Source organism: Stenotrophomonas maltophilia group sp. vghtpe118 (assembly GCF_052605195.1).
In genome coordinates this window covers 1,709,899-1,732,286 of the sequence record NZ_CP199672.1, presented here as the reverse complement: position 1 = coordinate 1,732,286, position 22,388 = coordinate 1,709,899, and the positions used below count along the sequence as shown (strand labels likewise).

Annotated in this window: 13 protein-coding genes; 7 read left to right on the top strand and 6 right to left on the bottom strand. The window is 68.5% G+C overall.

Annotated elements, in window-relative coordinates; translation table 11 throughout:
• Positions 1-44 precede the first annotated feature (44 nt).
• A complete protein-coding gene (gene recQ / locus ACUDTM_RS08025) occupies positions 45-1,850 on the bottom strand; it encodes a DNA helicase RecQ (RefSeq protein WP_072167681.1) in 1,806 nt (601 codons plus the stop codon).
• Between the two features lie 510 nt (positions 1,851-2,360).
• Complete coding sequence (locus tag ACUDTM_RS08020) at positions 2,361-2,909, bottom strand: Dps family protein (RefSeq protein WP_005418469.1); 549 nt, start codon at positions 2,907-2,909, stop codon at positions 2,361-2,363.
• A gap of 86 nt (positions 2,910-2,995) precedes the next feature.
• On the opposite strand from ACUDTM_RS08020, the gene hrpA reads away from it, so the two are divergent.
• Entirely contained in the window at positions 2,996-7,078 is a 4,083-nt protein-coding gene (gene hrpA / locus ACUDTM_RS08015) for an ATP-dependent RNA helicase HrpA (RefSeq protein WP_188240730.1), read from the top strand.
• A gap of 75 nt (positions 7,079-7,153) precedes the next feature.
• On the opposite strand, the gene ACUDTM_RS08010 is transcribed toward hrpA, so the two are convergent.
• Positions 7,154-7,678: a hypothetical protein gene (locus ACUDTM_RS08010; protein ID WP_111008317.1), complete on the bottom strand. Its 525-nt coding sequence runs from the start codon at positions 7,676-7,678 to the stop codon at positions 7,154-7,156.
• Positions 7,679-7,808: 130 nt separating this feature from the next.
• Here ACUDTM_RS08010 and ACUDTM_RS08005 point away from each other — a divergent pair, with 130 nt between their 5' ends.
• Both ACUDTM_RS08005 and ACUDTM_RS08000 read left to right on the top strand, forming a co-directional pair.
• A complete protein-coding gene (locus tag ACUDTM_RS08005; protein WP_061480346.1) occupies positions 7,809-9,965 on the top strand; it encodes a RelA/SpoT family protein in 2,157 nt (718 codons plus the stop codon).
• 30 nt (positions 9,966-9,995) lie between these two features.
• On the top strand, positions 9,996-11,561 hold the full coding sequence (locus tag ACUDTM_RS08000) for a hypothetical protein (RefSeq protein WP_005418464.1): 1,566 nt from the start codon (positions 9,996-9,998) through the stop codon (positions 11,559-11,561).
• Here the strand turns inward: ACUDTM_RS08000 and ACUDTM_RS07995 are convergent.
• Positions 11,558-13,657, bottom strand: a complete 2,100-nt coding sequence (locus ACUDTM_RS07995) for a glycosyltransferase (protein ID WP_445391247.1) — start codon at positions 13,655-13,657, stop codon at positions 11,558-11,560. The two genes, ACUDTM_RS08000 and ACUDTM_RS07995, sit on opposite strands and share 4 nt — an antisense overlap.
• Positions 13,658-13,753: 96 nt before the next feature.
• Here ACUDTM_RS07995 and mrcB point away from each other — a divergent pair, with 96 nt between their 5' ends.
• From mrcB to tsaB, 4 genes are all read left to right on the top strand, one after another.
• Positions 13,754-16,180, top strand: coding sequence for a penicillin-binding protein 1B (gene mrcB, locus ACUDTM_RS07990; protein ID WP_072167685.1), 2,427 nt, complete (start codon positions 13,754-13,756; stop codon positions 16,178-16,180).
• Positions 16,177-16,713, top strand: a complete 537-nt coding sequence (locus ACUDTM_RS07985; protein WP_050562713.1) for a hypothetical protein — start codon at positions 16,177-16,179, stop codon at positions 16,711-16,713. The genes mrcB and ACUDTM_RS07985 overlap by 4 nt, the downstream gene beginning before the upstream one ends.
• 591 nt (positions 16,714-17,304) lie before the next feature.
• Positions 17,305-19,353, top strand: a complete 2,049-nt coding sequence (locus ACUDTM_RS07980; protein ID WP_252745519.1) for an ATP-dependent DNA helicase — start codon at positions 17,305-17,307, stop codon at positions 19,351-19,353.
• Between the two features lie 9 nt (positions 19,354-19,362).
• Positions 19,363-20,076, top strand: a complete 714-nt coding sequence (gene tsaB, locus ACUDTM_RS07975; RefSeq protein ID WP_072168547.1) for a tRNA (adenosine(37)-N6)-threonylcarbamoyltransferase complex dimerization subunit type 1 TsaB — start codon at positions 19,363-19,365, stop codon at positions 20,074-20,076.
• Between the two features lie 480 nt (positions 20,077-20,556).
• On the opposite strand, the gene ACUDTM_RS07970 is transcribed toward tsaB, so the two are convergent.
• Both ACUDTM_RS07970 and gshB read right to left on the bottom strand, forming a co-directional pair.
• On the bottom strand, positions 20,557-21,441 hold the full coding sequence (locus tag ACUDTM_RS07970) for an energy transducer TonB family protein (RefSeq protein ID WP_445391246.1): 885 nt from the start codon (positions 21,439-21,441) through the stop codon (positions 20,557-20,559).
• Complete coding sequence (gene gshB / locus ACUDTM_RS07965) at positions 21,441-22,388, bottom strand: glutathione synthase (protein ID WP_061478899.1); 948 nt, start codon at positions 22,386-22,388, stop codon at positions 21,441-21,443. The genes ACUDTM_RS07970 and gshB overlap by 1 nt, the downstream gene beginning before the upstream one ends.

Below are 22,388 nucleotides of genomic sequence, written 5' to 3'. Positions count from 1 at the left end.
CCGGTTCAAGGTTGGAGCCGCACCAATGTAGAGCCGAGCCCGGCTTACCCCTCTTCGCGCACGATCTCGACCAGGCGCGGGCCATAGCGGCTCAGCTTGGTACCGCCGATGCCGCCGACCCGGGCCAGTTCATCCAGGCTGGTCGGGCGCCGCTCGGCGATGTTGCGCAGCGTGCTGTCGTGGAAGATCACGAACGCCGGTACGTTCTGTTCCCGGGCCAGTTCGGCGCGCAGGCCGCGCAGCGCGTTGAACAGGGCCAGGTCCTGCGGCAGTACCGACAGGCCGGTGCGCTGCGCGCTGCGCTCGCGTCCGCTGCTGCTGCTGGCCGGGTCGCGGCGCATGCTGATCTGGCGGCGGCCGGTCAACACGTCGCGGCTGGCATCGGTCAGGCGCAGGCCACCGTGACCCTCGCTGTCCACTTCCAGCAGGCTGGCCGCGACCAGCTGGCGGAACACGCTGCGCCAGGTGCGTGCATCGAGGTCGCGGCCGATGGCATAAGTGCTCAGCTTGTCGTGGCCCTGCTGCCTCACCTTCTCGTTCTCGCTGCCGCGCAGGATGTCGATCAGGTGGCCGACACCGAAGCGCTGGCCGCTGCGGTAGACGCAGCTCAGCGCCTTCTGTGCCGGTATGGTCGCGTCCCACGAGGCCGGTGGCGTCAGGCAGTTGTCGCAGTTGCCGCACGGCTGGGGGTAGGTCTCGCCGAAGCCGGCCAGCAGCACCTGGCGGCGGCACTGCATCGATTCGCAGTAGCCCAGCAGATGGTCGAGCTTGGCCCGCTCCAGCTGCTTGCGCTCTTCGCCCGCCTCGGACTGCTCGATCATCTGCTTGAGCAGTACCACATCACCCAGGCCGTAGCACAGCCAGGCCTCGGCGGCTTCGCCATCGCGGCCTGCGCGTCCGGTTTCCTGGTAGTAGCCCTCCATCGACTTGGGCAGGTCGGTATGCGCGACGAAGCGCACGTCCGGCTTGTCGATGCCCATGCCGAAGGCGATGGTGGCACACATCACGATGCCGTCCTCGCGCAGGAAGCGGCGCTGGTTGCCGGCGCGCACTTCCGGCGGCAGGCCGGCGTGGTAAGGCAGAGCGTTGAAGCCCTGGCCGCAGAGGAATTCAGCGGTCTCCTCGACCTTGCGCCGCGACATGCAGTAGACGATGCCGGCCTCGCCACGGTGGCCGCGCAGGAAGTCGGTCAGCTGCTTGCGGGCGTTGTCCTTCTGCACCACGGTGTAGCGGATGTTGGGGCGGTCGAAGGAACTGACAAAATGGCGCGCTTCCTGCAGATCGAGGCGCTCGGCGATCTCGCGCTGGGTCGGCGGATCGGCGGTGGCGGTCAGCGCGATCCGCGGGATCTGCGGCCAACGCTCGTGCAGCACGGTCAACTGGCGATATTCGGGGCGGAAGTCATGGCCCCACTGCGACACGCAGTGTGCTTCGTCGATGGCGAACAGGGCGATCTGGCTGCGCGACAGCAGCGACAGGAAACGCCCGGTCAGCAGCCGCTCAGGGGCGACATACAGCATGTCCAGTTCGCCGGCGAGCAGCTCGCGCTCGACGCGGCCGGCGGTCTCGGCATCCAGGGTTGAATTCAGGTACTCGGCGCGCACGCCGAGCTGGCGCAGGGCTTCGACCTGGTCCTGCATCAGTGCGATTAGCGGCGAGATGACGATGCCGCAACCGTCACGCAGCAGGGCCGGGACCTGGTAGCACAGCGATTTGCCGCCGCCGGTGGGCATCAGCACCAGGGCGTCGTGACCGGCAGCCACATGCTCCACGATGTCCTGCTGCGGACCACGGAAATCGTCGTAACCAAAGACGCGTTGAAGCAGGTCGTGCGCGGGACGGGAAGCCATCGCGCTAGTTTACCCCGGCGGGGGAGTCGGCAGGGCTGCGCCCTGGGAACGCGCCATCGCATGCGCGCTGCCGCTCCCACGCTTCGCTCCGCGAAACGCGGGCCCCACTTACCAGCTCCCAGACCCCCGCCGCTTCGCGTCCGCCCCCTGACTCAGGGGGCTCTCCCCCGGACTTGGCCCGGTGGGCGGTAGATCCACGCCATGCGTGGATGAAATCTGTCAGATATCGACAAACAAAATGGGTCAGATCCGTTTTCCTGCGGAAAACGGATCTGACCCCAATGGCTTTGCTGGCAGATCGCGGAAAACTGTCGAAGGCGGGGTGGGTCCGGTTGCGGGGGCGTGAGCCGCATGGATGCGGCGACCGAGCCTACATGGACGTATTCACGGCGTCCCCCGCAACTGGACCCGCCCCGCCAACCCACGGATAGCCCGCTTTTGACGTTGACGTTGACGTTGCAGTTGCCTCTGCGGGTGCAGGGCGCAGCCCTGCCGCCCCCCCCCCAACCCTTACTGCAGCAGGGAACGCAGCATCCAGGCGTACTTCTCGTGGGTCTGCAGGCGCTGGGTCATCAGATCCTCGGTCGGGGCATCGTCACCCTTGGCCGCCACATCCAGCACTTCACGCGCCGTACGGCATACCGCTTCGTTGGCGACCACCAACTGGCGTACCATTTCACGCCAGTCCGCACTGTCGGTCAGGCCCGGTTCCTCGACGATCGAGGTCAGCGCAGCGAATTCCCGGTAGGAGCCCGGGGCATTGAAGCCCAGCGCGCGGATGCGCTCGGCCACGTCGTCCAGTGCCGCCCACTGCTCGGTGTACTGCGTCTCGAACATGGTGTGCAGCGAGTTGAACATCGACCCGGTCACGTTCCAGTGGAAGTTGTGCGTCTTCAGGTAGAGCGTGAACGCGTCGGCCTGGAAGCGCGACAGACCGTCGGCGATCTTCTTGCGGTCGCCCTGGGTGATCCCGATATCGATGTTCGGCGCCGACGGTGCCGCCGCTGCAAGCTTCTGCTTGCCGGTCTTGGCCTTGGTCGTGCTTTTGGTCTTCGCCATGGGGTTCCTCCTTGTGGAATCGTTGGCCTTCACAATAAACCGGTCGTGATGACTGGTCGCTTTCAAAGTTTTGAACGAACCGATTGATGAACTCTATCGATAAAAATCCATCGCCCCGCCTGCGCCAACAGCGCGCCGCCATCGACGGCGCCATGAGCCGCGACCGGGGCCGTTTGCTGGGAATGCTCTCGCGTTGCCAGGCCAAGCCGCAGGATGCGGCACTGGCCGCTACTTTCGAGCAGGCCTTGCAGGCGTCGGTGCAGCGCCGGCAGGTGCGGGCGCAACAGCAGCCGTCCATTACTCTGGACCCGCAGCTGCCGATTGCGCGTGAAGCCGATGCGATCATCAAACTGATCCGCGACCACCAGGTGGTGGTGATCGCCGGTGAAACCGGTTCGGGCAAGACCACCCAGCTGCCGAAACTGTGCCTGGCCGCAGGCCGTGGCCAGGCCGGCATGATCGGCTGCACCCAGCCGCGACGGATCGCCGCACGTGCGGTAGCCAGCCGCGTGGCGCAGGAACTGCAGAGCGAACTGGGCCAGCTGGTGGGCTACCAGGTGCGCTTCAATGACAAGGTCAGCGACGACAGCCGCATCAAGTTCATGACCGACGGCATTCTGCTGGCGGAGATCGCCAGCGACCGCTGGTTGTCGAACTACGACACGATCATCGTCGACGAGGCACACGAACGCAGCCTCAACATCGACTTCCTGCTGGGCTACCTGAAGCAGCTGCTGCGCAAGCGCCCGGACCTGAAGCTGATCGTCACTTCGGCCACCATCGACACCGAACGCTTCGCCCAGCATTTCGACAATGCGCCGGTGATCAGCGTCGAAGGCCGTACCTACCCGGTGGAAGTGCGCTACCGCGCGCTGGAAGGTGAGGGCGAAGACCAGGGCGAGCGCACCGTCAACGATGCCATCGTGTCGGCCATCGACGAGATCACTCGCCTGGACGCACGCGGCGACGTGCTGATCTTCCTGCCGGGCGAGCGCGAGATCCGCGATGCGCACCAGTCGCTGGAACGGCGCAAGTACCGCAATACCGAGGTGCTGCCGCTGTACGCGCGCCTGTCCAACCAGGACCAGGACCGGGTGTTCAACCCCGGGCCGAACCGGCGCATCGTGCTGGCCACCAACGTGGCCGAGACCTCTTTGACGGTGCCACGCATCCGCTACGTGGTCGATCCGGGCTTCGCCCGCGTCAAGCGCTACAGCCCGCGCAACAAGCTGGATCGCCTGCACATCGAGCCGATCTCGCAGGCCAGCGCCAACCAGCGCAAGGGTCGCTGCGGCCGTATCGCCGAAGGCATCTGCTACCGCCTGTACGCCGAGGCGGATTTCCAGGCGCGGCCGGAGTTCACCGATCCGGAAATCCGCCGCTCCAGCCTGGCCGGCGTGATCCTGCGCATGCTGCAGCTGGGCCTGGGCCGCATCGAGGAGTTCCCGTTCCTGGAGGCACCGGACGAGCGCGCGGTGGCCGATGGCTGGCAGCAGCTGACCGAGCTGGGCGCGATCGATGCCGAGCGGCGCATGACCACCATCGGCAAGCAGATGGCGCGCCTGCCGGTGGACGTGAAGCTGGCGCGCATGCTGGTCGCCGCGCAGGCCGCCGGCTGCCTGCGGCCGATGCTGGTGATTGCCTCGTTCCTGGGCATCCAGGACCCGCGCGAACGCCCGCCGGAAGCGCGCGGTGCGGCCGACAGCGCGCATGCGCAGTTCGCCGATGGCCGCTCCGAGTTCGTCGGCGTGCTGCGCCTGTGGGATGCCTACCGGCAGGCCCATGAGGACCTGACCCAGTCCAAGCTGCGCGACTGGTGCGGACGTCATTTCCTCGGCTTCCTGCGCATGCGCGAGTGGCGCGAGCTGCATCGCCAGCTGCGGCTGCTGTGCGAGGAACTGGGCTGGAAGGAAGAGGCCAGCGAGGCGTCGATGGCACCGTTGCTGGCCGGCAGCAGTGCGCCGGCACCGGCGCGTGATGACGCGGCCGCAGTAAAGGCCACCCGCGGCCAGTTGCATCGTGCCGCGCGCCTGGCCCGCGAAGGCAAGGCCGAGGCCGCACCGGCACCGGCGGCCGCGCGCGCGCAGAAGGAACAGGCGCCCGTCGGCGGCGGCTTCAGCGAACGTGTACGCGCTGCTGCCTACCAGACCCTGCACCGGGCACTGGTGGCGGGCCTGCCGACGCAGATCGGCCACCGCACCGAGAAGGGCGATTTCCAGGCACCACGCCAGCGCCGCTTCCTGCCGTTCCCCGGTTCGGCGCTGGCCAAGCGGCCACCGCCGTGGCTGCTGGTGGCCAACCTGCTGGATACGCAGAAGGTATGGGGCATGACCCTGGCCGCGATCGAGCCGGACTGGGTGATCGCCGAACTGCCGCACCTGCTGCTGCGCAAGCACTTCGACCCGCACTGGTCGCGCGCGCAGGGCCAGGTGCTGGCGTCCGAGCAGATCAGCCTGTTCGGCCTGGTGCTGGCACCGAAGAAACCGGTCCATTACGGCCGCATCGCGCCGGGCGAGGCGCATGACATCTTCGTGCGCCAGGCACTGGTGACCGGCGAGATCAATACCCGCGCCAGTTTCGTCGCCGACAACCAGAAAGTGCTGGAGGTCGCGCGCGAGGAAGAAGCCAAGCTGCGGCGCGCCGGCATCGTTGCCGACGAAGACTGGCAGGCACGCTGGTACCTGGACCGGGTGCCGCCGCAGATCCACTCGGCGGCGGGACTGGATAGCTGGTGGAAAGGGCTGGCGCCGGAACAGCGCAAGGCGCTGCACTGGTCGTTGGCAGACCTGTTGCCCGGTGAGGGCAGCGAACAGGAGCGCTATCCGAAGTACCTGGCGCTGGGCCAGGCGCGCTTGCCGCTGCACTACCGCTTCGAACCGGGGGCCGACGACGATGGCGTCACCCTGGACGTGCCACTGCACCTGCTCAACGCGTTGGACCCGGTGCAGCTGGGCTGGCTGGCGCCGGGCTTTGTTGCCGACAAGGCCTCGGCACTGATCCGCAGCCTGCCCAAGGCGATGCGCCGCAACTATGTGCCGGCGCCGGACTTCGGTCGCGCGTTCTACGAGGCCTTCCCGCAGCCCAGCGCCGATGCCATCACCGGCGAGCTGGCGCGTTTCCTGTCACGTGCGACCGGCGCGACGGTGACCGCACTGGATTTCGAGCCGGGTTCGATCGAGCCACACCTGCACATGAACCTGCGGCTGCGCGACGAACAGGGCAAGGTGCTTGCCACCTCGCGTGATCTGGAAGCGCTGCGCGCGAAATTCGGTGGCCGTGCTGGCGATGCCTTCGCCGCGCGTGCCGGGCGCGAGATGGCGGCTGACGGCCTGCGCACGTTCCCGGCCACGCCGATTCCGCTGCAGGTACCCGGTGAAGCCGGCGTGCCGGCCTATCCGGCGCTGCTGGACGAGGGCGACAGCGTGGCGCTGCGCATCTTCGCCGACCGCCAGCAGGCGCAGGACGCCCATCCGCTGGGCGTGCGCCGCCTGCTGGAGATCGCCCTGGCCGACAAGGTGAAGCAGGCACGCAAGCAGTTGCCGGTCGGTGCCAAGACCGGCCTGTTGTATGCCGCGATCGAATCGCAGGAGCGCCTGCGTGGTGACCTGGTCGATGCAGCGATGAACGCGGTGCTGGCCGAGGGCCTGGAAGACATCCGTGATGCGGCGGCCTTCGAGCAGCGCCGCGAGCATGCCGCCAAGGCCCTGTTTGGCGAGGCGATGTCGCGGCTGAAGCTGGCCGAATCCATCCTGGCGCTGGTGGCGGAGCTGAAGCCGATGCTGGAGGCGCCGCTGATGGGCTGGGCGCGCGGCAACCTGGACGACATGGAAGCGCAGCTGGCCGGGCTGATCCACCCCGGCTTCCTGCGCGACACGCCGGCCGACGCGCTGGCGCAGTACCCGCGTTACTTGAAGGCGATGATCCTGCGCACCGAACGTGCCAAGCGTGATCCGCCGCGCGACCAGGCGCGCATGCTGGAACTGCATCCGTTCCTGGAAGCGCTGGAGGCGGGCGAGCAGCAGGGCCTGCGTGATCGCCCGCAATGGCAGGCGCTGCGCTGGGATCTGGAAGAACTGCGGGTATCGCTGTTCGCGCAGGAGCTGGGGGCACGCACCGGCATCTCGGCGAAGAAGCTGGCGCAGCGCGTGGCTGCATTGCGCCAGGCCTGAGCGCGCCCCGGCCGCCCCCTCGGGCGACCGGGGCCGGCCGGGCAGGGAGCCGGGCACGGCCGGAATGCCCGGACGTTACTTGGTGCGGCGAACCTTCGGCTGCACGTTTACCCCGTCCACCTTCATATACCAGGCGCCCATCACCCCTGGGCGCATGCTGACGCCCGGGGCGTCCTTGCGGCCACCGGAATAGTGCGTGGCGTCTATCTGCTCCCACTCCTGGCCGTTCTGCAGCACGTAGCGGCGGCCCTGGCCGAATCCACGGAATTCACCCTGCAGGTTGCTTTCGATCGGTTCGCTGCTGCCGAAGTCCAGGAAGCCGCGGTTCTTCTTGATCACTTCCTGGCGGCCTTCTTCGCGCGCTGCGGCGACGGCCTGGTTGGTGGCCGCCTCGACCTTGCCCTGCAGCCAGCGGTTGAGCGTGGCCAGTTCACCGGCACTGAGCTTGTCCAGGCCGGCGGCCTTGAACTCGGAGGGCGACATCTGCTGCTGCAGGTCGCCCTCCACCACGCGCTGGGCCAGCGCAGGCGCGGACAGGGACAGCAGCACGGCGGCACAGGCCAGCAGCCGTGGACGGACGCGCGGGGCAATCGAAGGCATGGCGGGTCTCTCCTGGGTGTGTGGGCGAGTGTAGCGGCATGTCTTCATGCCGGGTGATGGTAGGTGCAGTGATTGTCCCTGAACGGCGCCGGCGCTAGTGTAGGGGCCTCTGTCTTGCCTGCTCGATGCTGTGAACCGCGCTTCCGTCCCTGGCCTGGATGCCTTGTTGAACCGTCCCTCGGCAGCGGTGCTGCCTGCTCCGCTGCGCCAGGCCCTGCGTGAGCATTGGGAAGCGCCGGATTGCGACCACCAGATGCGTGCCAGCTGGTCGGTGCTGGGCGATACCCTCGATGCGCTGGCGATGCTCTCGGCCGACGAAGGCGCGGTGGTGGCCGCATTGCTGTTCGACCTGCCGGGCCTGCGCGCCAGCCTGGATCAGCTGCCGCTGGGCAACCACAAGGCGGCGGTGACCGGCCTGCTGGATGGCCAGGATGCGGCCGACCCGGTGTGGGCGCTGCACGCCGGCCGTGAGGCGGGGCGCAACAGCGAAGGCCTGCGCCGGCTGCTGCTGGCGATCATCCGCGACCTGCGCGTGGTGCCGATCCTGCTGGCACGGCAGCTGGCGCGGATGCGCGCGGCCGACAAGCTGGACGAGGAGCAGCGCCGCGCGCTGGCCCAGCTGACCCGCGACATCCACGCGCCCCTGGCCAATCGGCTGGGCATCTGGCAGCTGAAGTGGGAGCTGGAGGACCTGGCGTTCCGCCACCTGGAACCGGAAACCTACCGCCGCATCGCCCGCGAGGTGGATGAAACCCGCATCGCCCGCGAGCGTTACGTCGAGAACGTCAAGAAGGTGCTGTCGCGCGAGCTGGTCGCCCAGGGCATCAAGGCCGAAGTCAGCGGCCGCCCGAAGCACATCTACAGCATCTGGCGGAAGATGCAGAAGAAGCGGTTGGCCTTCGACCAGTTGTATGACATCCGTGCGGTGCGCGTGATGGTCGACGACGTTGCCGCCTGTTATGCCGCGTTGGGCGTGGTGCACGCGCTGTGGGCACCGGTACCGAGCGAGTTCGATGATTACATCGCACGCCCGAAGGCCAACGACTATCGCTCGCTGCATACCGCCGTGGTCGGCCCGGAAGGTCGCACCATCGAAGTGCAGATCCGCACCCATGAAATGCACTCGCAGGCCGAGCTGGGCGTGGCCGCGCACTGGAAGTACAAGGAAGGTGGCAAGGGCGCGGAGAAGTCCTTCGACCGCAAGATCACCTGGATGCGCCAGTTGCTGGAACAGGCGCAGGACGGGCAGGGCAATGAACTGGCCGGGGCGCTTGATGCTGAGCTGACCGAGGACCGGGTCTATGCGCTGAGCCCGAAGGACGAGGTGCTGGACCTGCCGCAGGGCGCTACGCCGCTCGATTTCGCCTACCAGGTGCATACCATGGTCGGGCACCGCTGCCGCGGCGCCAAGGTCAACGGCCGCATCGTGCCGCTGACCTACCGCCTGCGCAGCGGCGACCGCGTCGAGATCCTGACCGGCAAGGAGGCCGATCCGCGCCGCGACTGGCTGATGCCGGCCAACGGCTTCCTGGCCAGCAACCGCTCGCGCGAGAAGGTGCGCAGCTGGTTCCACAAGCTGGACCGCGCGCGCAACGTGCAGGCCGGTCGCGAGCTACTCGAGCGCGAGCTGAAGCGGCTGGGCCTGCAGCACGCGGACCTGGCTGTGGCGGCGAAGAAGTTCCATGCCGACAGCGTCGATGACCTGTACATCCAGGTGGCGCTGGGCGATACCGGCCCGAACCAGGTCAGCCGTGCGCTGCTGGAGGCGGAGCGTGCCGCCAGCCAGCCCGCGCCCGCACCGGCTCTGCCGCGGCCGACCGCGCGCCGCGAGAACCTGGGCAAGTCCAAGTTCACCGTGCAGGGCGTGGGCAACCTGCTGGTGCAGCTGGCACGCTGCTGCCAGCCGGTGGCCGGCGAGCCGATCGTCGGCTACCTGACCCGTAGCCGGGGTGTCACCGTGCATCGTGCAGACTGCGCCGCGCTGGCCCGGCTGGCGGCCAGCAGCCCGCAGCGCATCCTGCCGGTGGAGTGGGGCCAGGCTGGGGGCGGCTACGAGGTGGACGTCGTGGTCGATGCGGTCGATCGCCGCTGGCTGCTGAAGGACATCACCAACCTGATCGCCCAGGAAGACGCCTACGTGCTCGACATCCACAGTGACAACGTGCGCAACAGTGGCCGTGCCCATCTGCGGCTGCGCCTGAAGGTCAGTGACTACGGGCAGTTGTCGACGCTGCTGGGCAAGCTCGATGCGCTGCCGGGCGTGAGCGAGGCGCGTCGCCTCGGCTGAGCTTCACGCTGCCCCGGCTACCCTGCACGCATGGAACGCGAGCCCCCGCATCGCCCGCATGGCGCTGAACATCCTGCGCTGGACCGTGTCCGTCGCGAGGGGCGTTGGTGGTGGCTGCAGGCGCGCCATGCGCGCCGGATCTGGCGCTGGGCGCTGCTCGCAGCGCTGGCCGTGTTCGTGCTGCTGGTCCTGCTGCGCAAGCCGTTGGCAGATTGGTTCTGGGATGAGCCGCAGATCGAACAGCTGCTGGCCGAGGGGGATCGTGCATTGGCGGCTGGGCGCCTGAGCGATGCCGACGGCAGTGGTGCGCGCGAGCGCTACCAGGCGGCGCTGGCGCTGGACGGTGATCGCCCGCAGGCGCGCCAGGGCCTCGCCAATACCGGCGCGGCAGCGCTGCAACAGGCGCGCGATCGCCTGCAGGCGGATGACCTGGACGGCAGCGCGCAGGCCCTGGCACTGGCCCGTGAGCTGCAGGTGCCGCAGGGCGACGCCGATGCGGTCGCCCGCCAGTTGCAGGCGCGACGTAGCGCCGGAGCCGGTATTGGTGCGTTGTTGGCGCAGGCGCGTAACGCGTTCGCGGCCGGACGCCTGGATGACGGCGACAGCAGTGCGTTGCCCTTGTTCCAGCGCATCCTGGCCCTGCAGCCGGACAACCTGCCGGCGCTGGAAGGGCGCGAAGATGCGCTGAGCGACCTGCTGCTGCAGGCACGCACGCTGGCAGAGCGTGGGGAGTTGGCCGAGGCGGCCGCGCTCCTGCGTCGTGCCCGTCAGTTCGATGCCGGTCATGCCGATCTGCCGGCGAGCGAGGAGGCCCTCGCGCGCGCGGCCGACCGGCGCCTGCGGCAGGCGCAGCGTGCGTTGCGACGGCAGCAGCTGGAAGCTGCGGCCAAGGGTTTCCAGGCGGTGCTGGTGGTGGCCGCCGATGATTCCAATGCGCAGCGCGGGCGTGAGCAGACCCTGCAGGCAGTGGTTGCACGCAGCCAGAAGTCCGCCGACGACTTCCAGTTCGATGCGGCGCAACGTGATGCGGCCCTGGCGGCGGAGCTGGGGGCTTCGCAGGCCGTCCGGCAACAACTGGCGCAGCGCCTGCAGCGCGCGCAGCAGGCGCAGCGGGCTCTGCAGCAGCCCGCGGTCAGCACGGCGCAGCGCGAACGCCAGCTGCGCGACCACCTGCGGAAGATCGAACGTGCCGAGCGCGCGGGGCAGTGGATCAGCCCACCCGGGCACAGCGCGTTCGACGCATTGCGCGAAGCCCAGTCGCTGGCTCCCCGCGATGCGCGGGTGAAGGCAGCCGCCGCACGCTTGCTGCCCGCCAGCCGACGCTGCTTCGACGACAATCTGCGGCAGAACCGCGTGCAGGCGGCAGGCGCCTGCCTGCAAGCCTGGCAGACCCTGTCACCGACCGCAGCCGGACTGCCCTCGGCGCGGCTGCGGTTGGCCCAGCGCTGGCTGGCGATCGGCAGCGAGCGGCTCGGTAACGGTGACCTGGCCTTCGCCGCGCATGCCGCCGAACAGGCGCGGTTGCTGCAGCCGGATCTGGCCGAACTGCCGGCGTTTGAAGATCGCCTGCGCCGCGCCGGTGGACGGGCGGACTAGGCGAAGAACACCCGCTGCACGGTCGCACGGGCGGCGTCGAGTGAGAAATGTTCGGCGACGTTGGCCAAGCCGGCATCGGACAATTGCTGCCACAGCTGCGGGTCCTGGTACAGGCGGACCACCGCATCGGCGAAACCGGCAGCGTCATCGGCCACCAGTACGTCCTGGCCAGGATGCAGGTGCATGCCTTCCACGGCGCAGGTGGTACCGACCACCGGCTGGCCATGGGCCATGCTCAGGTTGATCTTGCCTTTCACGCCGGCACCGAACCGCAGCGGTGCGATGGCAATGCGCGCGCCGTCCATGTAGGGCGTGATGTCCTCGACGAAGCCGTGCATCTGCACGCCGGGGTGGCGTGCGGCCAGTGCCAGCAACGATTCCGGCGCCGCAGCGCCGATGCAGTGCAGGCGTACCTCCGGCAGCCGGGCGCGGATGTGGGCGAAGATTTCGCCGATGAACCACTCCATGCCGTCCAGGTTCGGCGGATGGCGGAAGCCACCGACAAACACCAGATCGTGTCGTTGCTCGTAGACAGCGCCGGCGCCGGCAACCTCGTGCAGGTTGGAAATCAGTTCCACCCGTACCCGCGGCGCATCGGCCTGCAGCTGCTCCCGTTCGGCCGCACTGACCAGCACGGTGATGTCGCACTGCTCCATCACTGCCAATTCACTGCTGCGGGTGCGTTCTGCTGCGCGCAGCAGGGCCGCATCACCCGCCACTTCGGCACCGCGGCGCTCGCGCAGGTAGTGCAGGTCGACCGTGTCGAACACGGTTCGTGCCTGCGGCGCATAGCGCTGGAGCAGGGGCAGGCACTCGTGGGCGACGTGGTGGCGCACCAGCATCGCCACGTCGAAACGCGACCCATGGCTGCGCAGCCAGCCGGCTACACGGTCCAGGAAGGGGGCGTACCAGACTTCCACGCCCATCCGCTGCAGCGCCTCGGTCGCCGCGCCGGCATGCTCGCGCCGGGTCGGGACGAATACCACGTGGGCACCGCCCTGCAGCAGCAGGCGGATCAGATTGACCTGGCGCAGCGACCCGGAATCACGATCGGGCTGCGGTACTTCCTCGTCCAGGATCAGCACCTGGCGCCGGCCGCGCAGCAGCAGCGCTGGCGACGGCACTGCGCCGACCGCCGGATGGCCGGCCAGCTCGGTGGCCCAGCGAGCGGCAAAGATGGCCTGGTTGCGCACCTGGTAGGCCTTCACCCCGCTGCCGGTGTCGGTGCCGTTGCTGGTGCCCTCGTCGTGGATCACCCGGCTGGCCGGCTGCACCAGCACGCGCAGGCCCTGTGCACGCACGCGGAAGGCCAGGTCGGTGTCCTCGTAGTACGCTGGCTTGTAGCGGGTATCGAAGCCGTCCAGCTGCTGCCAGAGGGCACGCGGCAGCATCAGCGCCGCACCGGAGCAATAGTCGACGTCGCGCAGGCTGGCAAAGCGCGGGTCGTCAGCGGCCTCGAAGCGGCCATAGCTCCAGCCACTGCCATCGGCGAAGATCACTCCGCCCGATTCCTGCAGGCGGCCATCGGGATACAGCAGCTGGCTGCCGACCAGGCCGGCATCGGGGACGCTGCCGAAGGTGTCTAGCAGGGCGTCGAGCCAGCCCGGCTGCGGCACCGTATCGTTGTTGAGCAGCACCACGTAGCGGCCGCGTGCGCGCGATACACCCTCGTTGCAGGCTTCGATGAAGCCGCCGTTGTGCGCACGCACCTCATAGCGCAACCCCGCCACCTGCGGCATCCACTGTGCGGTAGCGTCGCTGCTGCCGTCATCCACCACCAGGATCTCGCACGCGGCTGCGGGCGGGTGTGCCGCCAGGGCGCGGAGGCAGGCCAGGGTGTGGTCGACGTGGTTGTAGACCGGGATGACGATGCTTACCTCCGGCAACTTGCTGAACGGCACCATGAAGGGGGCGAAAGCCTGTGCTGGCGGCAGGAACAGCGGCGTGCGCGGCGCGGGAACGGCGCGCTGGGTGTGCACGCGGATGCGTTGCCAGGTGGCCCGCCACCCGCGGGTGCGCAGGCTTGCCAGGCTCCGGCGGGCCAGGCCCGACAGGCGGTTGATCAGGTATCGGATCTCGGCCAGGGACATCGCCATCCGGTTGCAACTCCAGCTTAAGCAGGGGAACCCGGGAGAACTCGCCAGCCGCAGTGGCTGGGGTAGACTCGCCAGATCCTACATTCTCGCATTCCCGTGCCCCGACGCTACGATTCCGACGACATCGACGATTTCGACGACGACCCGCAGGACAGCGGTCCGCTGTGGCGGCGCCGGCTGATCACCTGGAGCATGGCTGCGGTCGCATTGGGATTGGGTTTCCTCATTCCCTATACGCTGTACCTGAACCAGCAGGTGACCCAGCGTTTCGGCGAGCTGCGCTGGCAGATCCCGACGCGCGTGTATGCGCGCCCGCTGGTGCTCACCCCCGGCAAGGCGATGGATGCGTCCACGCTGAAGACCGAACTGGCCGCCTCGGCCTATCGTGATGACGGCCAGGGCAAGGAGCCGGCCACCTATGCGGTGAACGGCGGTCGCTTCGTGATCTCCAGTCGTGGATACAACGATGTCGATGGCCGGGTGGCGCCGCGCCGGGTGGAGCTGTCGCTGGCCGATGGCGGCGTGGCCTCGCTGCGCGACGCCGACAGCCGCAAGGCACTGAAGGCCGCGCGGCTGGATCCGGCGCGCATCGCCACGCTGTACGGCCAGAAGCAGGAAGAACGCCGCCTGATCCGCATGGACGAGGCGCCGGACCTGCTGGTGACCGGCCTGCAGGCAGTGGAAGACAAGGACTTCAACCGCCATCACGGCATCGACCTGTCCGGCATCGCGCGCGCGGTGTGGGTGACGATCCGTTCCGGTGGCCAGAGCCGCCAGGGCGCCTCGACGCTCACCCAGCAGCTGGCCCGCAGCGGCCTGCTTGGCATCGGCAAGGAGCAGACGCTCACCCGCAAGTTCAATGAGGTGCTGTACGCGCTGATCATGGAGGCGCGCTACGACAAGCGCACGATTTTCGAGGCGTATCTCAACCAGGTGTACCTGGGCCAGCGCGGCAGCCAGGCGATCCATGGCATGTCCTCCGGTGCCGAATTCTGGTTCGGGCGTGACCTGCAGTCGCTGGAGACCGAGCAGATCGCCCTGCTGATCGGCTTGGTCAAGGGGCCGTCCTTCTACGACCCGCGGCGCAACCCGGAACGCGCGCTGGATCGCCGCAACTTCGTGCTGGGCAAGCTGCACGAGGCCACGCTGATCGACGATGCCGAGTACCAGCGCGCGCTGAAGGCTCCGTTGGGTGTGCCCAAGACACCGGGCCTGGTGGCAGCCAACCGCTTCCCCGCCTACGTCGACCTGGTCCGCCGGCAGCTTGCGCATGACTATCCGGAATCTGCGCTGCAGGGCGCGGGCCTGAGCGTGATGACCGGCATGTCGCCGTCCGCGCAGGCCTATGCCGAAGGCGCGGTGACCCGCACCATCAAGTCGCTGGAGAGCCAGCGTCGCCCTGAACTGCAGGCCGGCATGGTGCTGACCGACGTGCACAACGGCGACGTGCTGGCGGTGATCGGCAGCCGTGAGGTGTCCGAGGTCGGCTTCAATCGTGCGATCGAGGCGCAGCGCCCGGTCGGTTCGCTGCTCAAGCCGTTCGTGTACCTGCTGGCCCTGGCGCAGCCGGACCGCTATTCGCTGGCCAGCTGGGTCGATGATTCGCCGGTGACGGTGCAGCTCGGCCGCGGCCGCAACTGGAGCCCCGGCAACGCCGACAACCGCAGCCACGGCACGGTGCGCCTGATCGATGCGCTGGCGCATTCGTACAACCAGGCGACGGTGCGCTTGGGCATGCAGGTCGGCCCCGAGCGCGTGACCCAGCTGATCCATGTGCTGGCCGGCATCAAGGCCGAGGCCAATCCGGCGGTGATCCTCGGCTCGACCGACCAGAGCCCGTATGCGATGGCGCAGCTGTACCAGTTCCTCGCGTCTGGGGGTGAGATCCAGCCGTTGCACGCCGTGCGTGGCGTGCTCGATCCGCAGGGCAAGCTGCTCAAGCGCTACGACAAGACCCCGGCACCGGCACAGGAAGGCGATTCGATTGCCGCCAACCTGATCAGTGTCGGCCTGCAGCAGGTCGTCGCCAGTGGTACCGCGCAGCGGCTCAATGCTGATGGCCTCGGCCGTCTGCAGCCAGCCGGCAAGACCGGCACCACCAACGATGGCCGTGACAGCTGGTATGCCGGCTACACCGGCGACCACCTGGCGGTGATCTGGATCGGCAACGATCAGAACCAGCAGGCCGGCCTGTATGGCGCCACTGGCGCGATGCGGGTCTGGTCGGGCATCTTCCAGCGCCTGCCGAGTGCGCCATTGCGGGTCAGCAACAAGGGCCTGGATTGGCAGCCGGTGGCTCCCACCGGTCTCAACAGCACCGATGAAGGCTGCCCCGGCGCGCGTCGTTTCCCGTTCGTGGTGGGCTATGCGCCTGCCTATGCGCCGTGCGCGCCGGCCGCGTCGCCCGAGGGGCAGGGCGAGGCTGAAGGCGAGGGCGGTGGCTGGCGCAGCTGGTTCGGCCTGGACCGCAAGCCGGAAGCACCCGCCGAACCTGCCGCCACCACTCCTCCCCCGAGCCGATGATGCCGATGAACATGCGAACCCTGCTGCAGCCCCTGGCCCTGACCGGCCTAAGTCTGGCCCTGGCCGCCTGCGTGAGCAGCGCGCCGCCGGTAGTCAAGCCGGTCGACACCACCACGCCGGCGCAGCGCCTGGCGGCCGTGGATGCTGCAGCGGGTCCGGACGACAAGGAACTGTCGGTGCAGCCGCTGCGTGATTCGCAGGTGGAAGACCTGAGGCTGGCCGCACAGGCGCAGCGCCAGGCCAACGACCTCGCCGGTGCCGCCAGCAGCCTGGACCATGCGCTGGAGATCGTGGCTGGTGACCCGGCGGTGCTGCAGGAGCGTGCCGAACTGGCGCTGCTGCAGGGGCAGTGGGCACAGGCGGAGACGTTCGCGCGCAAGGCCGTGGATCTGGGCTCGAAGACCGGGCCGCTGTGCCGCCGTCACTGGGCGACGATCGAGCAGTCGCGGCTGGCGCGGGGCGAGAAGGAGAATGCGGTGTCGGCGCACGCGCAGATTGAAGGTTGCACGGTGCCGGGGATCAAGCGTTACTGAGTTTTCAGCCAACGGCACAGCCCCTCGTGGCTGGCTGCTTGGCCGAGTAAAGCAAAAGCCGCGCTTGGCCGGGCGGGGTGGGTTCGCGGGGGACGCCGTGAACCCGTCCCTGAGAGCTTAGCCGCGGCATCCATGCCGCGGACACCCCCGCGAACCCACCCCGCCCGGCCTCTGACAGTTCCCGTGTGCGTTCAGCCACGGAAAAGAAAAAAAAAATCAAAAGCGGGTCGCGCGCTGCGCGCACTCGTTGTGGGGTCGGATCCGTTTTCCGCAGGAAAACGGCTCCGACCCCTTCTTGTTTCCGTTCGACCCACCGCTTCTGAATCAGTCGAGCAAGCGCGACGCCACGAAGCACGTCCATCCGTCACCGGGAAACTGTCGAAGGCGGGGCGGGAGGGGCAGGCAGGACCGTTGGCGCCATGGATGGCGCCATCGAGCCCCCATGGACGGGTTTACGGCGTGTCCTGCCTGCCCCTCCTGCCCCGCCAAACACGCAGCAACCCAGAGCCATGAACCACGCTGTTGCTTTTGCCTGCGCTCTGGCTTGAAACGGGTGCCGGGCAGCGCCCGGCCGGGTATCCTTTCCCTCTGATGTCCGACCTTGTCCATGCCAGCCGCGAAGCCCTCAGCGAAGGCGGCGCGCTCGCCTCGCACCTGGATGCCTTCGTCCCGCGTCCGGCACAGCTGCACCTGACCGCAGCCATTGCCGATGCGCTGCAGCAGCGGGACCTGCTGCTGGCCGAGGCCGGTACCGGCACCGGCAAGACCTTCGCCTATCTGGTGCCGGTGCTGCTGTCCGGGCTGCGCACCATCATCTCCACCGGTACCCGCGCGCTGCAGGACCAGCTCTACCACCGCGATCTGCCGCGCGTGCGCCAGGCGCTGGGCGTCGGCCTGCGCAGCGCGCTGCTGAAGGGGCGCGCGAACTACCTGTGCCGCTATCGACTGCAGCAGGCGCGGGGCGAGCCGCGGTTTTCCAGTCCCGAACAGGCCGCGCAGTTCCAGCGCATCCTGGCGTGGTCCGGCCGCTCGGAGTTCGGTGACATCGCCGAACTGGAGGGCCTGGCCGATGACTCGCCGCTGCTGCCGATGGTCACCTCCACTGTCGACAATTGCCTGGGCACCGATTGCCCATTCTGGGACGACTGCTTCGTGGTGCGCGCACGGCAGCGTGCGCAGGCCGCCGACGTGGTGGTGGTCAACCACCACCTGCTGCTGGCCGATCTGGCACTGAAACAGGACGGCTTCGGCGAGTTGCTGCCGGGGGCGCAGGCCTTTGTCATCGACGAGGCACACCAGCTGCCCGAACTGGCAGCGCAGTTCTTCGGCGAAGGTTTCGGCATGCGCCCATGGCAGGAACTGGGTCGCGACTGCCTGGCTGAAGCGCGCGGCGTAGGGGGCGCACAATCGGCGCTGCAGGAGCCGGTCGACCAGTTGCAACTGGCGTTGCTGGCGTTGCGTTCGGCGATGGAGGGGCTGCCGCCGCGGGGTGCGCAGTGGCGTGCGCTGGCCATGCCACAGGTCCGCGACGGCTTCGATACGGTGATGGCCGGCCTGGTGGCGCTGGAGCAGGCACTTCAACCGCTGCGCGAATCGGCGGCGGGTCTGGACGCCTGCCATGCGCGGGCGCGCGAGGCGGTGTCGCGGTTACAGCGCTGGCTGGGCGATGATGAACCCACCCTCGATTTCGATGCCGATCCGGCGGACCACGCCAGTGCCGCCGATGTGCTCTGGTACGAGCTCACGCCGCGGGGTTTCCGCTGCCAGCGTACGCCGATGGATGTGTCCGGCCCGCTGCGCGAGCATCGCGAGCGCAGCCGCGCGGCATGGATCTTCACCTCGGCCACGCTGACCGTGGGCAATGGATTCGACCACATCGCCACGCGCCTGGGCCTGGACGATCCGCATACCTTGGTCCAGCCGAGTCCGTTCAACTGGCCCGAGCAGGCGTTGTGCTACCTCCCGGAAGGCCTGCCTGATCCGGCCGCACGGGGCTTCGGAACCGCGCTGATCCAGACCCTTCGGCCGGTACTGCAGGCATCGCAGGGCAGGGCATTCCTGTTGTTCGCCTCGCACCGTGCATTGCGCGAGGCGGCCGAAGCACTGCGCGACGGGCCATGGCCGTTGTTCGTGCAGGGTGAGGCACCGCGCGCGACGCTGCTGCAGCGCTTCCGTGAATCGGGCAATGGCGTGCTGCTGGGCTCGGCCAGTTTCCGCGAGGGCGTGGACGTGGTCGGCGAAGCGCTGAGTGTGGTGATGATCGACAAGCTGCCGTTCGCGGCACCGGACGATCCGGTGTACGAGGCACGCCTGGAGGCGATCCGCAGCCAGGGCGGCAATCCGTTCCGCGACGAACAGCTGCCGCAGGCGGTGATCGCACTGAAGCAGGGTGTCGGTCGCCTGATCCGCAGCGAAAGCGACCGTGGCGTGCTGGTCCTGTGCGATCCGCGCCTGCTCAACCGTGGCTATGGCCGGGTCTTCCTGGATTCACTGCCACCCTTCCGCCGCACCCGCAGCCTGGCCGATGTGCAGGCCTTCTTTACGCCACAATGGGTGCCCGTGGCTGATGATGCGGCTGACCCGGCCGCTGTTGCGCCGGGCCCGGAGCCGGCTCCTGGTGCCACGTTCCCCCTGTTCTGACCTGATCTGATGAAACTGCTCGCCTTTGAAACCGCCACCGAAGCCTGCTCCGTTGCCCTGCATGTCGATGGGCAGGTGCTGGAACGCTTCGAGATCGCCCCGCGCCGGCATGCCGACCTGAGCCTGCCATGGGCCGAGGCGCTGCTGGCCGAAGCCGGCATCAGCCGTCGCCAGCTCGATGGCATCGCGCTCAGTCGCGGCCCGGGGGCGTTCACCGGTGTGCGCCTGGCGATCGCCATCGCCCAGGGCATCGCGTTGGCGTTGGACCGCCCGCTGCTGCCGGTTTCGACGCTGCAGGTGCTGGCGCTGCGGGCACCGGTGGAAGAAACGCAGATCCTGTCGGCAATCGATGCCCGGATGGGTGAACTCTACGTCGCGCGCTTCGAACGCGTCGACGGCCTGCCGGTCGCGCGCGATGCCGAGCGCGTCTGCGCGCCCTCCGTGGTGACGTTGCCGGAGGGAATGTCGGCCTACGGTGTCGGTACCGGTTTCGGCGCGGGCGACGGCGCGCTGGTGGCACAGTTGGGCAGTAGCCTGCGCGGTTTCGATGCTGCGGCATTGCCGCGGGCGTCGGACGTGCTGGCACTGGCCGTGCCGGCGTTCGCGCGTGGCGAGGCGATCGCACCGGAGAAGGTCGAGCCGGCGTACCTGCGCGACAACGTGGCATTGACCCTGGTCGAGCAGCAGGCCGCGCGCGAGGCGAAGGCGAAGGCCAACGGCTGAGCCCCTCGTGGCGGAGCGCGAAAGCACAAGCCGTGGTTTGGCCGGGCGGGTGGGCTGCGCAGGGGGCGCTGCAAGTACGTCCATGTAAGCTCGGTCGCCGCATCCATGCGGCTCACGCCCCTGCGCAGCCCACCCGCCCGGCCTCTGACAGTTTCCGTGCGCGTCCGCCACGGAAAATCAAAAAAGAAAATCAAAGTCAAAAGCGGATCGCTTCGCTCGTATCCACGCCTGGCGTGGATGTGTGTCGACCAAGGTCGACACCTACCAAAGCAATGGTGCGCCGCGATCTGTCAGAGGCGGGGCGGTGTCGGGCGGCGGGGTATCCGCGGCATGGATGCCGCGGCTAAGCCTACACGGACGTACTTGCGGCGTCCCCGCCGCCCGACACCGCCCCGCCAAGCTTCAGGACACCAACCGCTGCTGTTGCTGTTGCTCTAGCCCTTCAGCGGGTCCCGGGCCGCAGGCCCGGGCAGCAAAACGCTACCGGTCGTCGTGCAGGGTGCCGCCCGGCAGGAACACCCAGGTACGGGTGACCTGCAGGATGTCGATCTCGTCCTCGGTCTTTGGCAACGGCGGGAACGGCTGCGCCAGCTTCACCACCCGCAGCGCCGCTTCATCCAGCAGCGGCGTCCCGCTTGAACGCAGAATGCGGCTGCTCTCCACGCTGCCATCGCGCCGCACGCCCACGCTGATCACCACTTGGCCGCCGAGCCGGCGCTGCCGGGCCTCGTCCGGATAATTCAGGTTGCCGACGCGCTCGGCACGGTCGACCCAGGCGCGCAGGTAATTGGCATAGGCATATTCACGCGTGCTGGCCGACACGAACTTGCGATTCGGGCGCTTGGCATACTGCGCCGAGCGCAGATGCACTTCGGCAGCCAGTCGCGCCATCTCCACATCGCGCTGCTCGCGTGCACTCAACGGCGCGTCCGGCTCGGGGCGTTCCGGGGTTGGCTGGGCCTGCGCCTGTGCCACCGTATCCTGTCCGTTGCGGCTGCTGACCACCCGTGCCTGCGGCGGCGGAACCGGGGCGGCCGATTGCTGTTGCTGCGGCACCGGGCTCAACCCGGACCGGGCCTGCGGCACGATGCCGGCCTGGTTGTCGCGCGGACGCTGTGCGCGGTCGTGCTCGCCACCGCCTTCCTGGTTGGCGGCGGCAAGGAAATCAGCCTGCTTTGGCGTCAGTGCGGTGCGCGTCTGGCTGAAGATCACTTCCAGCGTCGGCACCAGCGGAGCATCGCCCTTCACGGCGAAACCCACGCCCAGGATCAGCAGGGCGTGGACCAGCACCGACAGTGCGATGGTGGCCCCCAGCCGTTGCGCTTCGCGTGGCGGCGGGGGCAGAACGGCGGGTGCGGACGGCATCAGCGCAGGCCGGCCTCGAGCGCGTCGAACAGGGTGCCGGCAATGTTCAGGCCGTACTGCGCGTCGAGCTCGCGCACGCAGGTCGGGCTGGTCACGTTGACCTCGGTCAGGTAATCGCCGATCACGTCCAGGCCGACGAAGCGCATGCCACGACGCTTCATCTCCGGGCCAACCTGGCCGGCGATCCAGCGGTCACGCTCGCTCAGCGGGCGCCCTTCGCCACGGCCGCCGGCCGCCAGGTTGCCGCGGAACTCGTCACCCTGGGGAATGCGCGCCAGGCAGTAATCGACCGGTTCACCGTCGACCAGCAGGATGCGCTTGTCGCCGGCGGTGATGTCGGGAATGAACTTCTGGGCCAGCGCCAGCTTGCGGCCGCCGTCGGTCAGTGTCTCCAGGATCACGTTCAGGTTCGGATCGCCCTGGCCGCTGCGGAAAATCGAGCGGCCGCCCATGCCGTCCAGCGGCTTCAGCACGGCCTGGCCGTGTTCGAGGGCGAAGGCCTTCAGCGCCTTGGCATCGCGGCTGACCAGGGTCGGCGGGCAGCACTGCGGGAACAGCAGGGCTGCCAGCTTCTCGTTGTAGTCGCGCAGGCCCTGCGGGTTGTTGACCACGCAGGCACCGGCAGCGGCGGCCACGTCCAGCACCTGGGTGTCGTAGATGTACTCGGCGTCGACCGGCGGGTCCTTGCGCATCAGCACGATCTGGCCGGGCCCGAACTCGGTACGGCTGAACTCACCCAGCTCATACCAGCCGGCCGGGTCGTCGCGCACCTGCAGCGGCGCGGTCTGGGCCACCGCCACGCCACCTTCCAGGGCCAGTCCGCCCGGCCGCACGTAGTGCAGGGCATGGCCGCGGCGCTGGGCTTCCAGCAGCATGGCGAAGGTGGTGTCCTTGGCGATCTTGATGTGGGCGATGGGGTCCATCACCACGATGACGTTCAACGGCAT